This is a genomic window from Streptomyces colwelliae (assembly GCF_048158785.1).
GTDB lineage: Bacteria > Actinomycetota > Actinomycetes > Streptomycetales > Streptomycetaceae > Streptomyces.
In genome coordinates this window covers 1-16948 of sequence record NZ_JBLTJC010000010.1, presented here as the reverse complement: position 1 = coordinate 16948, position 16948 = coordinate 1, and the positions used below count along the sequence as shown (strand labels likewise).

General features: G+C 67.4%; 14 protein-coding genes and 1 pseudogene. 4 read left to right on the top strand and 11 right to left on the bottom strand.

All coding sequences use genetic code 11. The annotated features are described in order from the left end of the window. Positions 1 to 151: 151 nt before the first annotated feature. The 4 genes and pseudogenes from ACNFOC_RS03730 to ACNFOC_RS03715 all read right to left on the bottom strand — a co-directional run bounded on the left by ACNFOC_RS03730 (position 152) and on the right by ACNFOC_RS03715 (position 3500). A complete protein-coding gene (locus ACNFOC_RS03730; protein ID WP_416956522.1) occupies positions 152 to 1642 on the bottom strand; it encodes a UvrD-helicase domain-containing protein in 1491 nt (496 codons plus the stop codon). Positions 1643 to 1666: 24 nt separating this feature from the next. Further along, the gene (locus ACNFOC_RS03725) at positions 1667 to 2197 is read right to left on the bottom strand and encodes a hypothetical protein (protein WP_416956520.1); all 531 of its coding nucleotides are present in this window, start codon (positions 2195 to 2197) and stop codon (positions 1667 to 1669) included. After that, the gene (locus ACNFOC_RS03720) at positions 2197 to 3081 is read right to left on the bottom strand and encodes a DUF6083 domain-containing protein (protein WP_416956518.1); all 885 of its coding nucleotides are present in this window, start codon (positions 3079 to 3081) and stop codon (positions 2197 to 2199) included. Before ACNFOC_RS03720 ends, ACNFOC_RS03725 begins: the two co-directional genes overlap by 1 nt. Before the next feature lie 156 nt (positions 3082 to 3237). Further along, positions 3238 to 3500, bottom strand: a pseudogene (locus ACNFOC_RS03715) (helix-turn-helix transcriptional regulator). A 618-nt stretch (positions 3501 to 4118) separates the two neighbouring features. Between ACNFOC_RS03715 and ACNFOC_RS03710 the strand changes: the two are divergent. After that, complete coding sequence (locus ACNFOC_RS03710) at positions 4119 to 4718, top strand: hypothetical protein (protein ID WP_416956516.1); 600 nt, start codon at positions 4119 to 4121, stop codon at positions 4716 to 4718. A gap of 97 nt (positions 4719 to 4815) precedes the next feature. Here ACNFOC_RS03710 and ACNFOC_RS03705 read toward each other — a convergent pair whose 3' ends face one another. Further along, a complete protein-coding gene (locus ACNFOC_RS03705) occupies positions 4816 to 5973 on the bottom strand; it encodes a hypothetical protein (RefSeq protein WP_416956514.1) in 1158 nt (385 codons plus the stop codon). A gap of 169 nt (positions 5974 to 6142) precedes the next feature. Continuing rightward, a complete protein-coding gene (locus tag ACNFOC_RS03700) occupies positions 6143 to 8071 on the bottom strand; it encodes an ATP-dependent nuclease (protein ID WP_416956512.1) in 1929 nt (642 codons plus the stop codon). A gap of 571 nt (positions 8072 to 8642) precedes the next feature. Here ACNFOC_RS03700 and ACNFOC_RS03695 point away from each other — a divergent pair. Next, complete coding sequence (locus ACNFOC_RS03695) at positions 8643 to 9275, top strand: hypothetical protein (protein ID WP_416956510.1); 633 nt, start codon at positions 8643 to 8645, stop codon at positions 9273 to 9275. Positions 9276 to 9337: 62 nt separating this feature from the next. After that, entirely contained in the window at positions 9338 to 9724 is a 387-nt protein-coding gene (locus ACNFOC_RS03690; RefSeq protein WP_416956509.1) for a hypothetical protein, read from the top strand. A 60-nt stretch (positions 9725 to 9784) separates the two neighbouring features. On the opposite strand, the gene ACNFOC_RS03685 is transcribed toward ACNFOC_RS03690, so the two are convergent. The 3 genes from ACNFOC_RS03685 to ACNFOC_RS03675 form a co-directional block, all read right to left on the bottom strand. Then, on the bottom strand, positions 9785 to 9928 hold the full coding sequence (locus ACNFOC_RS03685) for a hypothetical protein (protein WP_234374049.1): 144 nt from the start codon (positions 9926 to 9928) through the stop codon (positions 9785 to 9787). A gap of 296 nt (positions 9929 to 10224) precedes the next feature. After that, positions 10225 to 10716: a hypothetical protein gene (locus tag ACNFOC_RS03680; RefSeq protein ID WP_416956507.1), complete on the bottom strand. Its 492-nt coding sequence runs from the start codon at positions 10714 to 10716 to the stop codon at positions 10225 to 10227. 35 nt (positions 10717 to 10751) lie between these two features. After that, positions 10752 to 12827 (bottom strand): hypothetical protein, encoded by a 2076-nt coding sequence (locus tag ACNFOC_RS03675; RefSeq protein WP_416956505.1) that lies wholly within the window; start codon positions 12825 to 12827, stop codon positions 10752 to 10754. 244 nt (positions 12828 to 13071) lie between these two features. Between ACNFOC_RS03675 and ACNFOC_RS03670 the strand changes: the two genes are divergently transcribed. Beyond that, positions 13072 to 13974: a hypothetical protein gene (locus tag ACNFOC_RS03670; RefSeq protein WP_275538985.1), complete on the top strand. Its 903-nt coding sequence runs from the start codon at positions 13072 to 13074 to the stop codon at positions 13972 to 13974. A 299-nt stretch (positions 13975 to 14273) separates the two neighbouring features. Here the strand turns inward: ACNFOC_RS03670 and ACNFOC_RS03665 are convergent, their stop codons facing one another. Together ACNFOC_RS03665 and ACNFOC_RS03660 are read right to left on the bottom strand one after the other, a co-directional pair. After that, a complete protein-coding gene (locus ACNFOC_RS03665; RefSeq protein WP_275538986.1) occupies positions 14274 to 14858 on the bottom strand; it encodes a hypothetical protein in 585 nt (194 codons plus the stop codon). Between the two features lie 148 nt (positions 14859 to 15006). Next, entirely contained in the window at positions 15007 to 16698 is a 1692-nt protein-coding gene (locus tag ACNFOC_RS03660; protein WP_416956502.1) for a DUF4209 domain-containing protein, read from the bottom strand. Positions 16699 to 16948 lie beyond the last annotated feature (250 nt).

Genomic DNA, 16948 nt, shown 5'->3' with positions numbered 1-16948 from the left:
CAAGGGTTTATTTACTGGAAAACATGGGCTCTGCACTTCGGAAATACGAAGCGCCAGAAGAGTCGGGCTGTACCAGGGTTCTGCACGCAGACGGACTTCTGCTTGCTCGTGGCGACGCCAGCCACGTGGGACTCTGAAGCTGAATTATGGGTCAGTCATGTGCGTCGATTTGTCGGACGCAATCGACAGGAGCTGGTTGGTTCTCGATCCATGCGAGTCCTCCGAGGTCCAGTTGATGGCGGGCGCGAGTGACTGCGACGTAGGCGAGACGGGCGTCCGTTTCACTCACGGTCTCAGGGATCGGCCGGCCGTTGCCGTCCACCTGGTCGCTGTCCGGCGGCGGGGGAAAGTCGTCGGCGATTCTGATCCCGAGCCACTCCCGGCCTTTTGCCTTGTGAGCGGTGGATACCGTGACCTCGGCTTTGTCTTCGTCGGTCAGCGCGTCGACGGCGGCGATGACGGCTTCGGGCCCGCGGGTATCGACAAGCTCCACGAACGGCTGGAGATCTCGGCCAGCGGGATCGTATTCCGCGTATTCCTGCAACTCACCCCATGAGGAGAAGAGAACCAGTTCGGGGTGGGATGTGCGTCGGCCGTCCTTGAGGTCCTGCGCGGCGCGTGCCAGTGCGATGAGCGTCTGTCCGCCTCGGGTGAGCGCCACCCGACGACCCTCCTCCAGCAGTCTCATAACCTCGGTCATGGCCCCGATGTTGGTGCGGCACAGCACCGCGTCCGGACAGGTGACCGGGCCGACCTTCGTTGGAATGGCGTCGGAACCAGTCAGCCGGATCGGCGCGTCGGTGAACGCGAGCCACCGGTTGGCTTGTTCGGCGAGGAGCGGGCCGAAGCGGAAGGAGCGGGTCAAGGTGAGGTGGGTGGCGTCGAAACCTGTCATCACGTCTCGGGCCCCGCGCCACCCGTAGATGGCTTGGGCGGAGTCGCCGACCATGACCAGTTGGGCGTGGCCGCGTTGGGCTGCGAAGACCCGCTCCAGGACGGGGTTAGTGTCCTGGGCCTCGTCGAGGAGGAGGAAGTCGGCCTCGATCTTCGGCTCGGTCAGGGCCCACATCTTCAGGTAGTGGTCGTGGTCGAACCGGACTACGCCGTCATCGGCATTCTGTAGATCGTTCCATGCCTTTCCTGCGAACGGCATGACAGCTTCGGCGAGTTGGGCACGCTCTTTCAGTGTGCCCAACCTGCGCAGAGCCGGCACGTGGTGGGGGGCCAGGGTCCTGTCGGCGGACTGGCAGAAGCGGGTGACCGTACGCAACACCGTGTGGGACAGGGTCCGATGGCTGATCTCGTGATCACCGATACGGACGAGGGATCTGATGCCCAGGGCGTGCCCGATCCGCCAGGCAGGCTGGCGCGGACTGTTGAGCCGGCGAGTGAACCGGTGACCGACGGCTGCGAAGGCCGTGGCGTGAGCGGTCCTGCACTGCACCGAGCGCGGAAACCGTGCGGCGGCGTCGTCGGCGATGTCCTTGTTGAAGGCGAGATAGCGGCCTCGGCGTCGAGTGTTCGCAGCCAGCAGAGCCAGCGTGCTGGTCTTGCCTGTGCCGGCGCCGGCCTGCAGCACCATGTGGTGGCCGTCCCGGAAAGCGTCGACGGCGTGGGTCTGTTCGTCGGTGGGGGTGTGCAACAGGGGCTCCGCGGTGGAGAAGGGTCAAGGGGTCGTGTGTACGGTGCTTCGCCTCAGGTCGTCCGCTTCGGGCGAGGAACCCGTTGGTTGGCGCCGGCGGTCGAGCAGGACGCGTGCCGCACACGCGAGTAGGGCTTCAGGCGTGTGATCGACGAGAAGGTCCTGGAGCTGTCTGGTCAAGTGGCGGGTGCGAGCTTGCTCGGCCCGTTCAAGTGCTCCTACGACGGCCTGGGCGAGGAAGTCCGCAGGCTTCCGTCCCCGAGCTGTCGCGACCTGACAGATCGTGGAGTGCATGGTGCGGGTGAAGGCGACGTTGAGAAGGACCTGACCTGACGCGTCGGGGTAGTGGGTCGTCAGGACGTCGATGGGCAGGAGCCGGTCGAGTTCGTGGCGGAGGGACCGCAGCGCGCGTCGTGATGACTTCGCCCCGCGCACGGCCATCAGGCGGGTGCGGTCCGCGTTCGCGGCGAGCGGCACTCGGCGGCAGGCTCTGTGCAGCTCTGCTCGGGTGACCGGCCTGGTCAGGATGATTTCTACGGCATGCCGTCTTCTCATCACCGGACCGCCTTCTGCGCCCCGCCGCCCGGCTGCGGTCGGCGGCTGTGGGTGGGGAGACGTCGGTGTACGTACGCATGGTGGACGAGCGGGTCGAAGGGTTCCCAGTCCGTCAGTGCCAGATCCGCGGCTGTTGGGGTGGCCGCGTGCTGGGGGCAGCGCTGCGTTCGCCAGCGGAGCTGTTCGGCGTACGGCAGAAGGCTCAGGTCGTACAGTGCCATCACCTCGGCAGGCAGAGCCAGTTGCCCGTCGGAGGCCGTTGCGGGAACCAGCCTCCAGACGCCTGCTGGGCCGTCAGAGGCGAGCATCCCGGCGGTGCATCGGTCGCGTCGCCGTGTCTGGGCCACGCACTGGATCTCATCCAGGGGGCGTGTGGCGAGGTAGCGGACGTACAGGATCTGGACGACGGGTCTGGCCGGCCGGCAGGGGCCCTCCGGCTGCCGGGCCGCAGGGCCCGTCGGTGCTGCCGCTGGGGTGAAGCTTCCGGCGTCCACCAGGCGGCGCGTGTTCACGGCCAACGTCCGACGGAGGCTCGTCAGATCGGGGATTGCGGCGGTGTCGGCGTTACGGGCCGGGCAGACGCTGGCGTGGGTCAGTCGGCACCAGTCGCTGCCGTCTCCGGAGGGATAGGCAAGGCCGGAGCTGACGTGCCAGCGGTGGTCGGCGGGCACCGCGGCCGTCGGCAATTCCTGGGGATGCAGGCGGACGGGACGGTCCCGGACTCGCTGATACCACTCGACTTGATTGCCGCATTCACGGCAGCGGTCACGCTGAGCGCAACGCAGAAGTCTGCTGGGGCTGTCGGGATCGACACACAGTGAGCGTCGCGGGTGGGCCAGGACCGGGCTGCCGTCCAAGCGTCGGGGTACAGGTGAAGGGCGCATGTGCGCGAAGGTGCCAGCCCACACGCCGTAGAGCGACGTCTGGGCCGTGAATGTCCACCAAACAGCCTCATCAGGGCGACATGCGTTCGACCCTTCGCCCAGACGTTCACATCAAGCTGCCCGATCGACTGAACACCCGCCAGCCCGGACGGCCCGTCAGTCGCTCATCAGTTGCGGGGGTTGATGCCCGGGGAACGGGGCACCGAAGAGCTCATCGAGCGGAGTGCCGAGCGCGTGGGCGAGGGCGGGCATTGGCTGGACGGTGCCGATCGTACGGCCCTGCTCGATATCGATGAGGGTCCTCCTGGCCAGGCCACTTCGGGCAGTGAGCTGGTCGTAGGTCCATCCCGCACCGAGCGCAGTCGGCCCACCTCCAGGCGGAGCGCCTCGAAGTCCGAGTCGGGCGGGAAGATCGTCACCCACCCCTCGGAAGGTGCAGACACCTGCCCTGTCGGTGCAGGCCACTGCCTCATTTCGGCCTGTCAGGGGCGAGGGCGACGGGCAGAGGTCTGCACTAGCGTGTGCGCCCGAGTCCAGTCCGGCAGAGCGCCGGCGCAGCGAACGACGGGAGGAACACACGCGCCATGAGGCTCTGCTCCGTGCGCCCGGGAGTCCGGCGCACCTGGACGGTCGAACTGCGCCCGCAGGCCGGCGGACCGGTACTCGTATGCCATCAGTGCACCCACAGCGGGCGGCCGCTCGTCGGCTCCGCCGCTCGATCCGAACTCTTGGCCCACTTGGCCGCGCACGCCAGTCAGGACCCTCTTCCCGCACACCTGCGGACCTGCCAGTGCCACGAGCGTGGTTGTCGCCAGCATCTCCGCCACCGTGGGTGCGACGGCCCGATCCGGCTCCTCCTCGTCCGGGAACGAGGCGGACGCCGGTGGCGCCTCTCCGACGCCTGCACCGCGTGCGCGGGGGCCACCTCCCAGGCCGCCGTCGTCCCCGAAACAACCCTGGCCGCCACGGCTCCACCATCCGGACAGCCGCGCGCTCGACGCAGACGATCCCCAAGAGGGCCGGACAGCCAGATTCGGGTGCGCGAGATGCTGAACTATCTCTCCACGGCCCTGCCCGGGGAGACGGGAGCCGGTGCCCGCATGCTCGCCCTTCAGTGCGCACTACGCATGAACGACTCGGCTCAAGTCAGGCTGCCCTACGGCGTGCTGCGCAGTCTTCGCCTCGAATCGGCTGCGGACGTATGGCGCGAGCTCGACGAAACAGGACTGTTGCGTACCTGCCCATCCGACCCTCGTGTGATGGCAGTTCAGGTACTCGACGCGGGTCTGCTCACCCAGCACCCGGCACGGCCCGACCGGCTCCGCGCCGCCGACTGGGCATTGCGCGGCGCTTGCTCCGCTCGTACCTCTACCCCGTTGCTACAACTTGCCGCCCTGTCCTTCGTCGTCCGCACGGCCCTCGGAAGTGATTACGGCGTGGCGGAGATGGACCATGTGGCGCGAGAGTGCGGGGTGCTTGCTGCCGCTCTTCCCCCGCTGCTGGAGCAGTTGGTGACTGCGGGGGTTCTCACGACCTGGCAAGCGGCACCGGAGACAGGACTGGATACAACAGAGGTGTCATGGAGGCTGGGTCCGAAGGGGCTGTATCCGCGTTCTGCCGTCAAGGACGGCAGCTGAACGCCCTGGACTGGCTGATCCACCGCCACGGCGACCTGAGACTCCAGCGAGGAGCGTCCCGGGCACATCCGTCCGGAACTCGGGGAGGCGGACAAGCTCAGCTCTCGGCGGGAAGGCCCCGGGACGCCATGAGCTCGTTTGTCAACTCCACCGTGGCCAGATACCACCAGAAGATCCAGTCGAGGAAGGCTTCGTCGTAGTCGCCGCGCTGGTCGGCCCGACGGTGACGCAGGTCGAAGCGGTTGGCGATCTCGAACAGAGCGCCTTCGTCCTTTCCGAGGTGTTCCTTGATCAGAGCGCGGCGCTCCTCCAGGACGCGGGCAACGTTGAAGATCGCCGACCTCTTGCTCTCGGCTGACGTTCCGCGTCCTCGGAAGAGTGCGATGGCGTGGCGCACGCCGGCGGTGACGTCGGGCGGGCTGTCATGAAGCGCTCGGTGCACGAGCTCGGAGCGGGCATCATCGGTGACGGCGACGAGTCGACCGAGGTCCTCTCCCTCTGCGGCCAGCTCGTACTCGATGCCGGCTTTGTGCAACAGCCGGTTCACGCGCCACCGGTACAGGATGCGAGCCGGGCCGTTGTGGAACTCCGCGTGATGCCAGCCGCAACCGCCGTAGCTGTGAAAGTGTCGCCGCCGGGGGCGGCTGATCAAGTCGTGGAACACCTCGACGAGGCCGTAGAAGGTGTCCTCGTCCCATGTCTGCGGAGCCAGGGGCCACAGGTCGGGACTTCCCAGTCGGCGCTCGATCACCTCCGAGGCGTCGGGCAGATCATCGTGGTCGTCCACGCAGTAGTGACCGAACGACTCAACCAGGTATCCGTTCTCGGCGAAGTCCCCGACGAGCCGTGCGAATTCCTCCTGGGCGTCCTGCTCTGCCCGGCTGCCGGGAGAGACGACGACGTTGCCGTGCCGCTGCGACCAGTACGGCCGGGGCGCAACCGCGTGCCGCAGCTCGGACGCTCGCTTGACGAGTTCCCCGAACCAGTCACGCCGATCCTCCACACTGGGCACGCGGCGCCAGCGGCTCGTCGTGGTGGCCCACGGGTCGTCCGCCGGATCTCTCCGGCCGGGTTCCTCCTCGAAGTCCAAGGCCGCGCCCCCTGCGAGGGTCTCCGTCAGGAACCACTTCGCCTGCTCCTCCCAGGAGGAGCCCGTCATCCGAAGAATGCGCTCTCCCTCGGTGACGAACAACTCTATGGGCCAGCGGAGTTCGTAGTTACTGAAGTCCAAGCTCACCGCAACATCATCACCCATCTGGGCGCGCCACGAACGTGAGTTACGGGTCCTGTCCGAGTCCTGCTTGAGGTACTGGCACCGCGGACAGCCGATGGCCGTGCCATGCCCAGGCCTTCCCTGTAAGACTCTGCGTGTTGGGCAGAACGGGAAAGGCACTGGGCAGGACGTCGTACAGGAGGAACTCAGCTCACCGCTTGGGGAGCAGGGAGTTGAGCCGCATGAACAGCTGGTCGGCTCGCGTGACCGTCGCTGCGTCAATGCCCGACGCGAGCGTGGCCTGCTCCCGGAGGAGAACGGCGGCCGGCTTGTAGTGGTTGAACCGTGTAGCGATCTTCCGCTTCCTGAAGACCGCCCCGATCTGCCGGACTACCCGAGGGTCCTTGGCGTTTAGTTCCGAGGCGCTGATGGGCTTGAGGAGCTGGGAGGCATAGGCGCGGTTGACGAGTTCGAGGTAGAAGTCCCGGTCGAACAGGTCCTCGACATCTGCGTCGGCCGTGCCGGTGAACTCGCTGATCTCGACGAGCCCGTTCCTGGCGAGCTGGCCGTTGTCCCGCAGTCGCTGAACGGCCCCGACGTCCTTGGTGCTGGAGTCGACAAGGACGGCGACGTTCAGCTTGTTCGCGCCCAGGAGGGTTACGAAGGTGGACAGCTTTCCGGAGCCGCCGATGGGCGTCTTGACCCAACGCGGATCAAGCCCGATGGAGCCGTTCGCCTCGATGACGTCCGTGAGGACATCGAGGTAGATCAGGTCGCTCGGGCCTTCGAGAAGGAGTGTGTGTTCGCCGACGAACAGCGTCTGCGTCATCTCGACGCCCATCGCGGCAAGGAGTGGGAAGGCGGTGTCCTCGTCAGCTTTGAAGATCTCCGAGGAGACCTTCGCCCCGCCGCGCTCCATGTCGATGACAGTCCGGACCCTCTGGAGGTTTCCGGGATCGACCATGAATGGCGAGTGGGTTGTGTACAGGACCTGATGCTTGGGGGCCAGCCGCTCCTCGATCAGGCGGAGCAGGTCTGCCTGGGCCCGGCCGTGGAGTGACAGACCCGGCTCGTCCAGGAGCAGGATCAGATTCGTGGTGCCCGCCGCCTCCAACTCGTTGAAGTAGGCGAGGAAGGAGAAGAACCAGACGAACCCGCGGGACCTGTCGTCGAAAGGCACCGAAGCCCGGTGGCGGCGGTTGAAGACACGTACCTGAAGGATCGGCCCCGCGTCGAACGGGGGCTGGGCCCCGGCTTCGGGAGGCAGGACCTTTAGCTGCACTTCCAGCTCGGTGTTCTGAGACCAGTACTCGAAGACCTCGTCCGAGATGACGTTGCCCGAGTTCTCCAGCTCACGCAGAAGACGTTCGTGCTGGTCGGAGTCCTTGAACTCCTCCGGCGAGACCCCCGCCATTTCAAGCAGGCTCAGCAGAGCCAGCTCACCGCGCTTGAGTTCTCCTGAGTCGCGTCGCCGGATCAGATCGGGCAGCGCGACCTTGCCTGGCATCGTGTCGTACTCCGCGAAGTAAACGAACTTCGGCGTGGCTGGCTTGATGTACTTGTCGATCAAGTACAGCGCGAGCCGGCTCTGGCGCCAGCCACGGATGCGATCAGCAAGCGCGGATGCGTCGGACGGAGGCTCTTCCAGCTCGTCCAGGGCGTCGAGAAGGTCCGCGATCGTCTTCGCACCCCCGATGGCCCTGGCTGCCGCAGCCGGAAGATCCAAAGCGGAACGCAGATGATCGACGACTGCCGCCTCGTTGCACTTCGGATCGATGGTCTTGAAGTTGTCCCGGTAACCGATGACGACTTCGAACTCGGCGCTCCTCATGGCCTTCGGGCCGAACTCATCCTCAATGGCCTTCATCTCGGCGTCGTCGAAGCGGAACGTCGCCCGGACCACGGGAATCTTGCGGTCAGCCGGGATCTGCTTGCGCTCGCGGGTCTTACGCGCGGGGAAATCAACCACCTCGTCGAAGCCGGCGGTCTCCACGGGGTTGAGTCGAAAAAGAGCCTGGAGGAGGGTCGTCTTGCCCGACTCGTTCTTCCCGACGAGACAGGTGACGTCCTTCTCGACGTCGAATATCTCGGAGTCCTCGATGGATCTGTAGTCGGTGATACGGGCTCTGATCAATTGCACTGTACTTGGGGGTCCTTCCTCGGATTTCCGCGAGGAGGCCCGGCGTGCCAGATCGAGAGGCAATGATCACAACCGGATGACACTGGGTGCCTTCGGTGCTGTGTTCGAGGTATGTTCCAGACGCCAATCAGGAGCGACCCCGGTGCCCGTCGACCTCGACGCCGCCGGGGTCCTCATTTGAGCCAAATCTGAGAGTACCGCCCCCCACTGACAACCCCTCAGCAATTGTCGGAGGGCCCACCTCGCTGGTGATCACCGACGACGCAGGCAAAGTGCGGATGCCATGCGCGATCACCTCCTGCGGCGAGAAGCGCTGCGCCCGCCAGCGCTCCCGCCGGAGGCCCCACGCAAAGATCACCGCCGCGCCTCTCGATAAGCGCAGGTCAGCGCCACTCTCATTTCCAATGTCCCAAAATCGCGCTAGTACGATGCCTGTCGAACTGAGAGTGCGCAGGTCAGAGACCTTGTCAACTCTCATTTTCAGCGTCGGTCCTCAGCCTCTCCCCCTTCTTCCTCCACCGCATCAGCGCGGCCGTACTCGGCTACGGCTGCACGGAAAGGCGCGTTTGCCATGTCCAGGAAGCCCCGCGACTTCACCTTCTCCGCTCCCCTCGTTTCGGCGGACGATCCCCACGCCAACACCATCGCCGCCGCCATCGTGGCGATCGAGGACCAGTGCGGTGAACGGGAGGGGTGGAACCGCCCCTCCCGCCTCTTCACGCTGCGTCTGCTGTCCGGCGATCGGGTGGAGACGGCTCTGTATCCCGAGGCCCTCTGGAACCCCGGCGGCGTCAACCCCGCCGATGCCTTGAGCGGGCTGAGCAGCTCGCTGCCGCCCGTCCCGGACCTTCTCCTGCCCGCCGACGCGTCTCAAGCGCCCGTCTGCGCAGTCGGGTTCATGTTTGAGGGCTGGATGCGCGACACGACCGTCCCGCTGCCCCCGGCGGTGGAGGGGCTCCGGCAGATGGGCGTGCGGGTGAACCATCTGCTGCCCAACCGGCGGGAAGTCCGGCTCGTGCACGCCGTCGATCTCAACCAGCGCACCTTCCACGTGAAGCGTCAGCGGGGTGGAGAGGCAGACGTACGGGTCGCCGGTGGGCGGGACGACGCGGCGGGCCCGGAAGGAACCGTCTCCGTCGCTCTGGCCCGCATCATGCACGCCATGCGCAACGGCGAACAGGTCATTCCCGGTCAGCCCGCCTGATCATCAGCCGTCCCGGCTGACGGGCAGTCCTCCCGGCGGCCGGGCCCTACCCAAGGAGTGCCATGCACCCGTTCCCCATGCTGTTCCGCTTCATCGCGAGCGGCGCCACGCCCGAGAACGCCTTCGCCCTCTACGCCGCCGCAGACCGAGAACTCCCGGTCGACCTGTTCTCGCCCCGCGCGGACCTGTCGAAGGTGGACCGCGTCACCGTCGTACGCGAACGCGCTGCGCTGCACGCCGTCGCGGCGGGCTACTTCAACGCCTCCCATGTCTCGTCGTTGCCCGGTGACGGCGAGCCCTTGAACGAAGAAGACGCCGAGTGGCTGGCCGACCGCCTGATCGAGGATGACGCCGCGTGCGTCCGGCTGGGCGCCGGAGCGCTGCTGCTCGATGCCGCCGGACCCGAGCCGAGCTGGCTCTTCTTCGGCTGGAGCACCCGGGCCGAGTGACCCAGCCTTCGTGGCCCGGTGTCGTGGAGATCCACGGCACCGGGCCATCCTCGCGGTCGGTCACTGCGAGTCGTCGTCGACGCCTTCCAGGGCGGGGGGCGCCTGCCATTTCAGGGTGTCCAACGGCCGCGGCAGGCGCTGGCCCGAGCCGGGCACGGGCGTCATCACGGCGGATGCCTCGTCGCTGAACAAGGCGACGGGCATGCCCGAAGTGTGGGCGGGCGCGGGTGCTGCCGCGCCTGATGTCTTCGTGGTGGTCATCTGCTCCCCCTGATGCGTCGCGGGCCATGCCCGCTTGAAGGCCGGCACACGGGCCGGCTGCGAAAGCGTACCCAGATTCGAATCTACGGTCCGAGAGGATTTCCCTGGGCCGCGCCCGCAGGTCAGACTCTCTTCGCTGGTGATCGGCGGCAAGGCGGCGCTCCGCCCAGCAGCGGCCCCGCGGGCTCCCGTTCGCCGTCTTGGCCTTGCGGATCTGCCGCACCCCGGGCCCGGTGCTCTCACCGCTCGACCGCCGCCACCCGGGCAGCACCCGAGTACGGCAAGTCCGGCCCCAGTGGCCGCCGCATCGCGTACAGCCAGCCTGTCCCGGCCTCGCCGGTGCCCGAGGCCGACCCGGCGCTCTTGCCAACGACGTGGGTCATCTCGTCCAGGAGCAGCACGGACGGCTTGAGCGGCGCCAAGACGACGTCCACGGCCGGTCCTCGATCACGGACCGCTCGCGCCAGTTGTTGGACCTCTTCGTGGCCGCGATGGTCGGCCCGAAGCTGATCCTCGTCCATGAACACGGTCATCCGGCCTTCCGTGGTGTCCGCGAACGGTCCGAACGTCTGCTCGGCGGCGGCTGGCCCGAGTTCGCGGCATTCGACGGTGTGCAGGGCGCGCCTCAGCACGGCTGCGAGCTGGCCAGCGTCGGCGTCAGCCGGCAGCGGCGTTTTCCCGTGCCCCATGGGGCCTATGAACATGGCCGGGTCCGGCAGTTGCTCACTCATCGAGGGGCTCTCCTTCTTCCAAGGGTCGACGGGGATCAGGCCCGGTCGAGGTGGCGTTCGTACCAGGCGTTCAGCTGGGCGGGGTCCTGGGGCATCGACTTGATCAGGCGGAGGAGTCCTTCGCGGACCGGGCGGACCTCCGTGCAGGCCAGGGCGGAAAGGTCGGTGGTGCGCAGGGCTGCGAAGCCGGCTACATGGCGCTCTTCGAAAGTGCGCGCGCCGGCGAGGCTGTCGGCTGCGGCGAGGTAGCGGGTGACGAACGGGTCGAGCGCTGCGCGGTGGGCGGCGAGGTGGCGGAGGTAGGCGGGGCTGTCGACCGCGGCGGTGTTGGCGGCTTCGGCGTGGTGGGGTGAGGGAAGTTCGAACCAGTCGCTGATGAGAGCGGTGAGGGTGGCTGGGTGGTCGCGCGGGGTGTCGGAGTGAGGATCGGTTCGCCAGTGGCCGTCGGTTGCTCCCTGGGTGAGGCCGACGCGGTCGTGGAAGCGGCCGAGGAGGCTGGCGAGGGTGAAGAAGCCCAGGGCGTGATCGGCTCCGGCGATGACGGACCGGATCGTGGGCTCGGCCGTGGCCGACACCGTACTGGGCAGCAGGAGGCGCTGCTTGCGGTGCTCGCGCTGGAAGGGCAGGCAGACCGCGGCCTCGATCGCGGCGTGTTCGGCCAGCAGGACGGCGGCGCTCTGCGAGGGTGCGGCCTCGCGTTCCCATTCCACGGTGTCGTCCTCGTCGGCGAGGTCGCTCAGGCCGAGTGCTTCCAGGCTGACGCGGTAGACGCCGGTGGTGCTGGCGGTCAGGGTCAGGGTGCCGTCGCGGTCGGGCAGCTGCTGCCTGTGCTGAAGCGTGCCGTCGGCCCCGTTGGGGTTCCAGTCCCGACGGTTGGTGGGGCGGGTCGCGGCGGCGAGCGCCCAGTCGAGCAGGTGGACGAGTTCTTCCTGGCCGGCGTTAACGAGGTCGGTGCGCGGGGTGTCGGAGGATCGGCTGGTGAAGTGCCTGCCGAGGCGCTGCAGTGCGTCCTCCGGGAGGTCGGTGACTTGTTCTGCGCCGGGCGGGAGGCAGGGGTCGGTGCCGTGGACGGTGCCTTCGGGATACGTGCGGCAGCTGCCTGCCCAGCCACCGGAGGCGTACACGCTGGCGTGGGCGGGGTCGGCGAGGACGTGAGCGGCGACGTCGAGAACGTGCTCGGCGGCCTGGACAAGGACGGGGGCGGTGTTCAGGCCGGCAAGGTGGCACAGGGCACGGGCGGCGCGGTGGTCGGCGGCGCTGGAAGGGGCATGGGCGGGTTCGATCTCGGTGAGGAGGTCGAGCACAGCAGTGCGCGGGTCCCTCGGGCCCGGGGCGGGTATCGAACCGGCAGGCCACAGCGCCAGGGGCAGGGACCGGGAGGTCCACAACGGCAGGACGGTGGGGGTGGCCTCGCACGCCTCGATCAGGTGGAGGTCGCCGTGGTCGCGGGTGGTGAACAGGTGGACGTGACCGCTCCCACGGGTAAGGGCGTCGACAAGCCGGATCCGGCGCAGGGTGGCGCAGAGGTGGTCGCAGGCGCCAGCGAGTTCGGCGTCCTGGGTGGCGGTGTGCTCGGCCTCTCCGAGGAGCTGGGGGATCCAGTGCGGCATGAGGCTGCTCTGGTCGGCGCTCCGGCGTCCGAGCGCAGCACGCCAGTTTGCCTCGCTGATGTCGGCGAGGATCATCTTCGTGCCGGGCAAGGTCAGGATGATCCCGTCTCGCCGGCCGGCCCAGCGCAGGCCTGCGACGCCGGTCCCGCCCTGCCGGTAGGCGAGGGCGTCGATCCACCGATCCACCTGGGAGGGCGCGATCCTCACCACCAGTTCGTCGGTGCGGGGGGTGAGACTGCGGATGCCGAACGGGCCGCCGGTGAGTATGGGGCGGTGGCGGCCGTAGGCGGTGATGAGTGCCTGGAAGACCCGTGCCTCGCCTCGGGCCTGTCCGGGGGTGGGCGTCGAGATGAGGTGCTGGGCGTCCGTGAGCTCGGCTCGGGCGGTCTCCTCGGACTCACCCGTGGCCATCTGGCGCAGGGCGACCGCATCAAGGACCGCGTCGGTTGTGCGAAGGCCCCACTGCTGTCGAGGCGTGTACGGGGTGAGGGTGTGGGTCACGTGCAACTCCCGCTGTGAGGTCCGCTGTCACCTGCTACAGGTGTGCGGACGACGCGCGGTGTGACAGTCGCCGCGGACAAGTTTCCAGGCTTGTTCGGACGCGGGGCGAAATGTGTCGTCTGACACTGAACGTGGCCGGATTGCCAGGGACGTTGGACGGCTACTACGTTCCTGCCATTGATGTTGGACCGAGGACTGGGGGCATGGTGGAGGCGCCGACTCTTGCGTACGGGGACGCCGCGCGATGCTGATCCCGACATTCAACGACTTCGTCGCAACCCGTTGGGTGCAGCTACACCCGGGCGACACGCGTGTCGATGCTCAATGGGCGGTCTACAACCAGACCGTCCACGAGCACGTGCAGATGATGCTGGCGGACCCGGCTATGCAGGGAAACGATGGCATCGTTACCGACATCTTGGCCGAGGATCTACTGGAGACCTTCTTTGGCCCTGAATGGGTGGCGAAGAGGTTTGGACTGGCGGACAAGCGCGGGCAGGAGGATTTCCGATGGATTCTCCCCGCTCACCGCAGACGTGAGCTGGCCCGACGGGTTTACGAGTTCCAGAGCTTCTCTTGGTTCCAACACTTCATCGACCACACTCGCACCAACGAGATTCCCTCCGCACTGTACGAGGGAGACGTCTTGTCTGCCCTGATGCATCTGCCGGCCACCGTGACACGAAACAAGGAATCAGGCATAAAAGGGCAAGACTTTGACATCCTGCTTGAATTCCTTGGCGAGCAGCCCCGCGTCCCTGTCGAAGTAAAGAACAAGGACGATGACGCGGAGTTCAAGGACACCGCGGTCCGCAAGGTCCTCAAGAAGGCAGCCACGCAGCTTCCTAAGGGAGAGGTCGGATGGGTTTTCCTTCGGATACCCACGACCTGGGTTGGCAGCCGCCTGGAGGACGAGTACCCAGAGATACTGCACGATACGGTCCGCCAGACCTCACGAATAGGCGCCGTGTTCACCGCCATCGACAAATTTCACCTGAACTCGGACCGCAGCAAGCTGTCGGTCAACAGGATCTGGCATTACTTCCCCAGCACCGATGCGCCAGACGTGCTCCGCGAGACCAGCTTCAATCTGTACAGATTGCTCGAACAGGGTATGGACCACTTCGCTCCACGTGCCCCTTTTTAATTTCCAGAGGCTTGGAGAGCCCCACACTGAGAATACCCGCGAACCTTCTACCGGCTTCGGTCTTGATCCGATATCAGTGGCACAGAGTCCAAGTTCAGGGTCAGAGACAGTGTCCCGTCGCAACGAACGTTGAGCGTGTCCCACCGGAGCCTGACGGCTTGCCTTCGTTGACCGTCCAGGAAGTTGTCGCTTCTCGCTCCTGACAGCGGAAGAATACGGGCCGGGTCGGCCAGAACGCCGACCCTGTCTATTTCTATGCCCCTTCACGCAGCGCTGCCCATGCCGCGCACTTCCGGCGCTCAGCTGAAGATGTCGAGGACGTCCAGCCAGGAGCCGTCGTCGGCCGAGCGGGGCCGCATCGGGCGTGGCTCCGGGTAGGTTGCCGCTGCAGCTCGAGCGCGGACGACCTCCGGCCCGCCACACGCCTCGAGGGCGAAGGTGCCGAAAACCTTGGCGAAGGCGGCAGGGTCGCGAAACTCCACGCCGAAGGCCCGGCCGTCTTGGAGCGGAACCCACACCACTCGGTCGAACCGTATCCACTCCAGCACCGGCTGGTCGTCCGCAGTCGACCGCCCTCCCAGCCACAGCCGCGCCACGTGCAGCAGGTTCACCTGCTCCATGGCCAGCCGCTTGCGCCGCACACGCAGTTCGCGCGTCGTCAGCGTGATCCGCTGGTCCTTCTTCGGATACCAGACGACGCCGATCCCGAACGGCACCCACAGCAGGATCCCGATCATCGGCCAGACCAGAGCGTCGCCCCACGATCGGAACAGCCCCCCGTCCGCCAGGTACAGGGCCCCGAAGACCACAACCCACTTCGCCGTCATCCGCCAGAACCCAGTGCCCTGCCGGTACAGGACCCGCCGCTTCCCCGTCATCGTCATGCCCGCACGCTATCCGCCACCCTGCAGCTCCCGACAAAGCCGGCTGTCCGCCGAAAGGCACTCGGACTTCAGTGGGAATGCTCAGCCTTCACCGCGACAGGACCCGAAGGCGGTGACGTCCCCCGTTGGGTTCAGCCTTGCTGGACGCTCAGGGAGCGGGCGGGGCGAGGGTTCGATGTCCGTGGGCGTAGCTGAGCAAGTACAGCGCCGCCTGGAGGATGAGCGCGACGCGGTGCTTGGGCGGGGTGTCGATCAGGCCGTGGCAGACCTCGTTGCGCAGGTTCATGCCGCGGTCGGGGTCGACGAGGAGCAGCTCCAGGGCGCGGCTCCAGTCCGCGGGATACCCGGCGGCCGGCATGCTGCGGACGAGTCCGCCCAGCTGGTCGACGGTCCCGGGGGACGGGCCCTTGGCCACGGACAAGATCGAGACTTGCCAGCGCAGGAGCTGTCTGAGGATCTGCTCCACCTGAGGCAGGGCGATGCACACCGCTGCGTCGAACTCCCCCAGCCAGAAGTACCGGAAGGCGTAGGCCAGAGTTCGGGCGCGCGCCTTTGGCAAGACGGCGTCATGGGCGAGGGCGCCGATCAGCTCGGCCTCGTCCGGAGCGAAGCGCTCGTGGATGTGGTCGAGCTGATGGGCGGCAAGGTGCCCGAGGAAGTCCATCGCGAGGACCTGCAGTCCGACGAGGTGGTCGTCGGCGGCGTAGACGGGCGGAGCGACCTGGACGGGTCCGGCGGTGTTGATGCGCGTGCGCGGGAGCCGGAGCAGACCGTCCAGGAGGCCCACGTCGTCGGTGTGCTCGCGCATCGCCGGATGGGCGTCTTGCGCGGTTCGCCACAGCGCCTCTCGCAGGCTGGGGGCGGCGTCGACGTGCGCCCGGGCCCCGGCGAAAAGTCCCGGCGGGGGGATGAGCGGGCGACGGATTCGAGTCCATCCCAGGGAGTCCGGATCGGTCTGTTGCAGGGCCATCTCGGCACGCACCCTCAGCTCGGGCAGACCTCGATCCCGCGCGATGGTCGCGGCCTGGGTCAGCAGGTTGTGGCGACGGAACCCCGTGTCGGCATCGGCGGCGTCGAGGAGGGCGCTGACGATCTCGGTGTCGATGCCGACTCGGCGGAACTCAGACGCCTCTTCCCGCAGCAGCTTGAGGAATCCGACGCGCGCGTGCACATCGCCTGCATACCGACGGGCGGCGCGTTCCGCGAAGGTGGTGATGTCGTAGCGCTGGACACGCAGCCCCTCCAGGAGATCGGCCATGATCGCCGTCTCGTCCTCGGGAGCGGCAAGGACGCGCTCGGCCAGGGCGACCGTCTCGTCGGTGACGCGCTCGCACAGGTCGGTCTGGTTGAAGGTCCGGGCGAGGTCTCCGGCCCAGCGCAGACACTCGGTCGCACCCACCAGCCCGCGGAAGCGCTTGCGGGCGGCGAGCAGAAGCGGCACCGCGTCCAGGTACCCGGCGGCCGCGCCCCGGATCCGATCGACCTTGCGACCGTGGCCTGCGACGAGCAGAAGGTGATGGAGGCGTCCCCGGACAAAAGAGTTGGTCACGGCCTCGGCGTACGCGCTCCAGGTCTCCATCTGGTCGGCGCCGACGTCGGACAGGCTCGCAGGCCACGCCCTGAGCGGCCGGCCGAGGACGATCCCGGTGAACGTCTGCGCCCTGCCGGTCCCGGCGGGTCGGAGACGCAGCGCGGCGAGTAGCGCATCGCACTGCTGCTCGGCGGCCGCGTTCGTGCCGGTGTCCGCGGCCGCGAGCACGGCGGCGATGTCCTCGCAGGAAGCGGCGTTCGACGCCGCTTCCGTGAGCACGTCGAGCACACACGGTTCTACTTGCGGCATGGGCGCCTCACTTCCTCCGTCGCCAGTATCGGTACGACTTCGGACCGGACCCACTGCTTTTCCGGAGTTCGTCAACGCTCACGCCGTCGGCGCAGTATGCGGAGGGTGTCTACCCATCGGCGTTGCCGCAGTACGCCCGCGCCGGCGAACTCCGCGTCCAGACCTGCGCCGACTGCGAGTCGTAGGGGCCGACGGTGTCGAGTTCGCGGCCCGGCTCGCAGCTCAACTCCTGCGGGAAGGACGTCTCGAC

Coding starts and splice junctions, on each gene's coding strand:
- ACNFOC_RS03725 (WP_416956520.1), bottom strand. CDS start 2,197: ATGAGAAGACGGCATGCCGTAGAAATCATCCTGACCAGGCCGGTCACC.
- ACNFOC_RS03720 (WP_416956518.1), bottom strand. CDS start 3,081: ATGCGCCCTTCACCTGTACCCCGACGCTTGGACGGCAGCCCGGTCCTG.
- ACNFOC_RS03705 (WP_416956514.1), bottom strand. CDS start 5,973: ATGGGTGATGATGTTGCGGTGAGCTTGGACTTCAGTAACTACGAACTC.
- ACNFOC_RS03695 (WP_416956510.1), top strand. CDS start 8,643: ATGTCCAGGAAGCCCCGCGACTTCACCTTCTCCGCTCCCCTCGTTTCG.
- ACNFOC_RS03690 (WP_416956509.1), top strand. CDS start 9,338: ATGCACCCGTTCCCCATGCTGTTCCGCTTCATCGCGAGCGGCGCCACG.
- ACNFOC_RS03685 (WP_234374049.1), bottom strand. CDS start 9,928: ATGCCCGTCGCCTTGTTCAGCGACGAGGCATCCGCCGTGATGACGCCC.
- ACNFOC_RS03680 (WP_416956507.1), bottom strand. CDS start 10,716: ATGAGTGAGCAACTGCCGGACCCGGCCATGTTCATAGGCCCCATGGGG.
- ACNFOC_RS03670 (WP_275538985.1), top strand. CDS start 13,072: ATGCTGATCCCGACATTCAACGACTTCGTCGCAACCCGTTGGGTGCAG.
- ACNFOC_RS03665 (WP_275538986.1), bottom strand. CDS start 14,858: ATGACGATGACGGGGAAGCGGCGGGTCCTGTACCGGCAGGGCACTGGG.
- ACNFOC_RS03660 (WP_416956502.1), bottom strand. CDS start 16,698: ATGCCGCAAGTAGAACCGTGTGTGCTCGACGTGCTCACGGAAGCGGCG.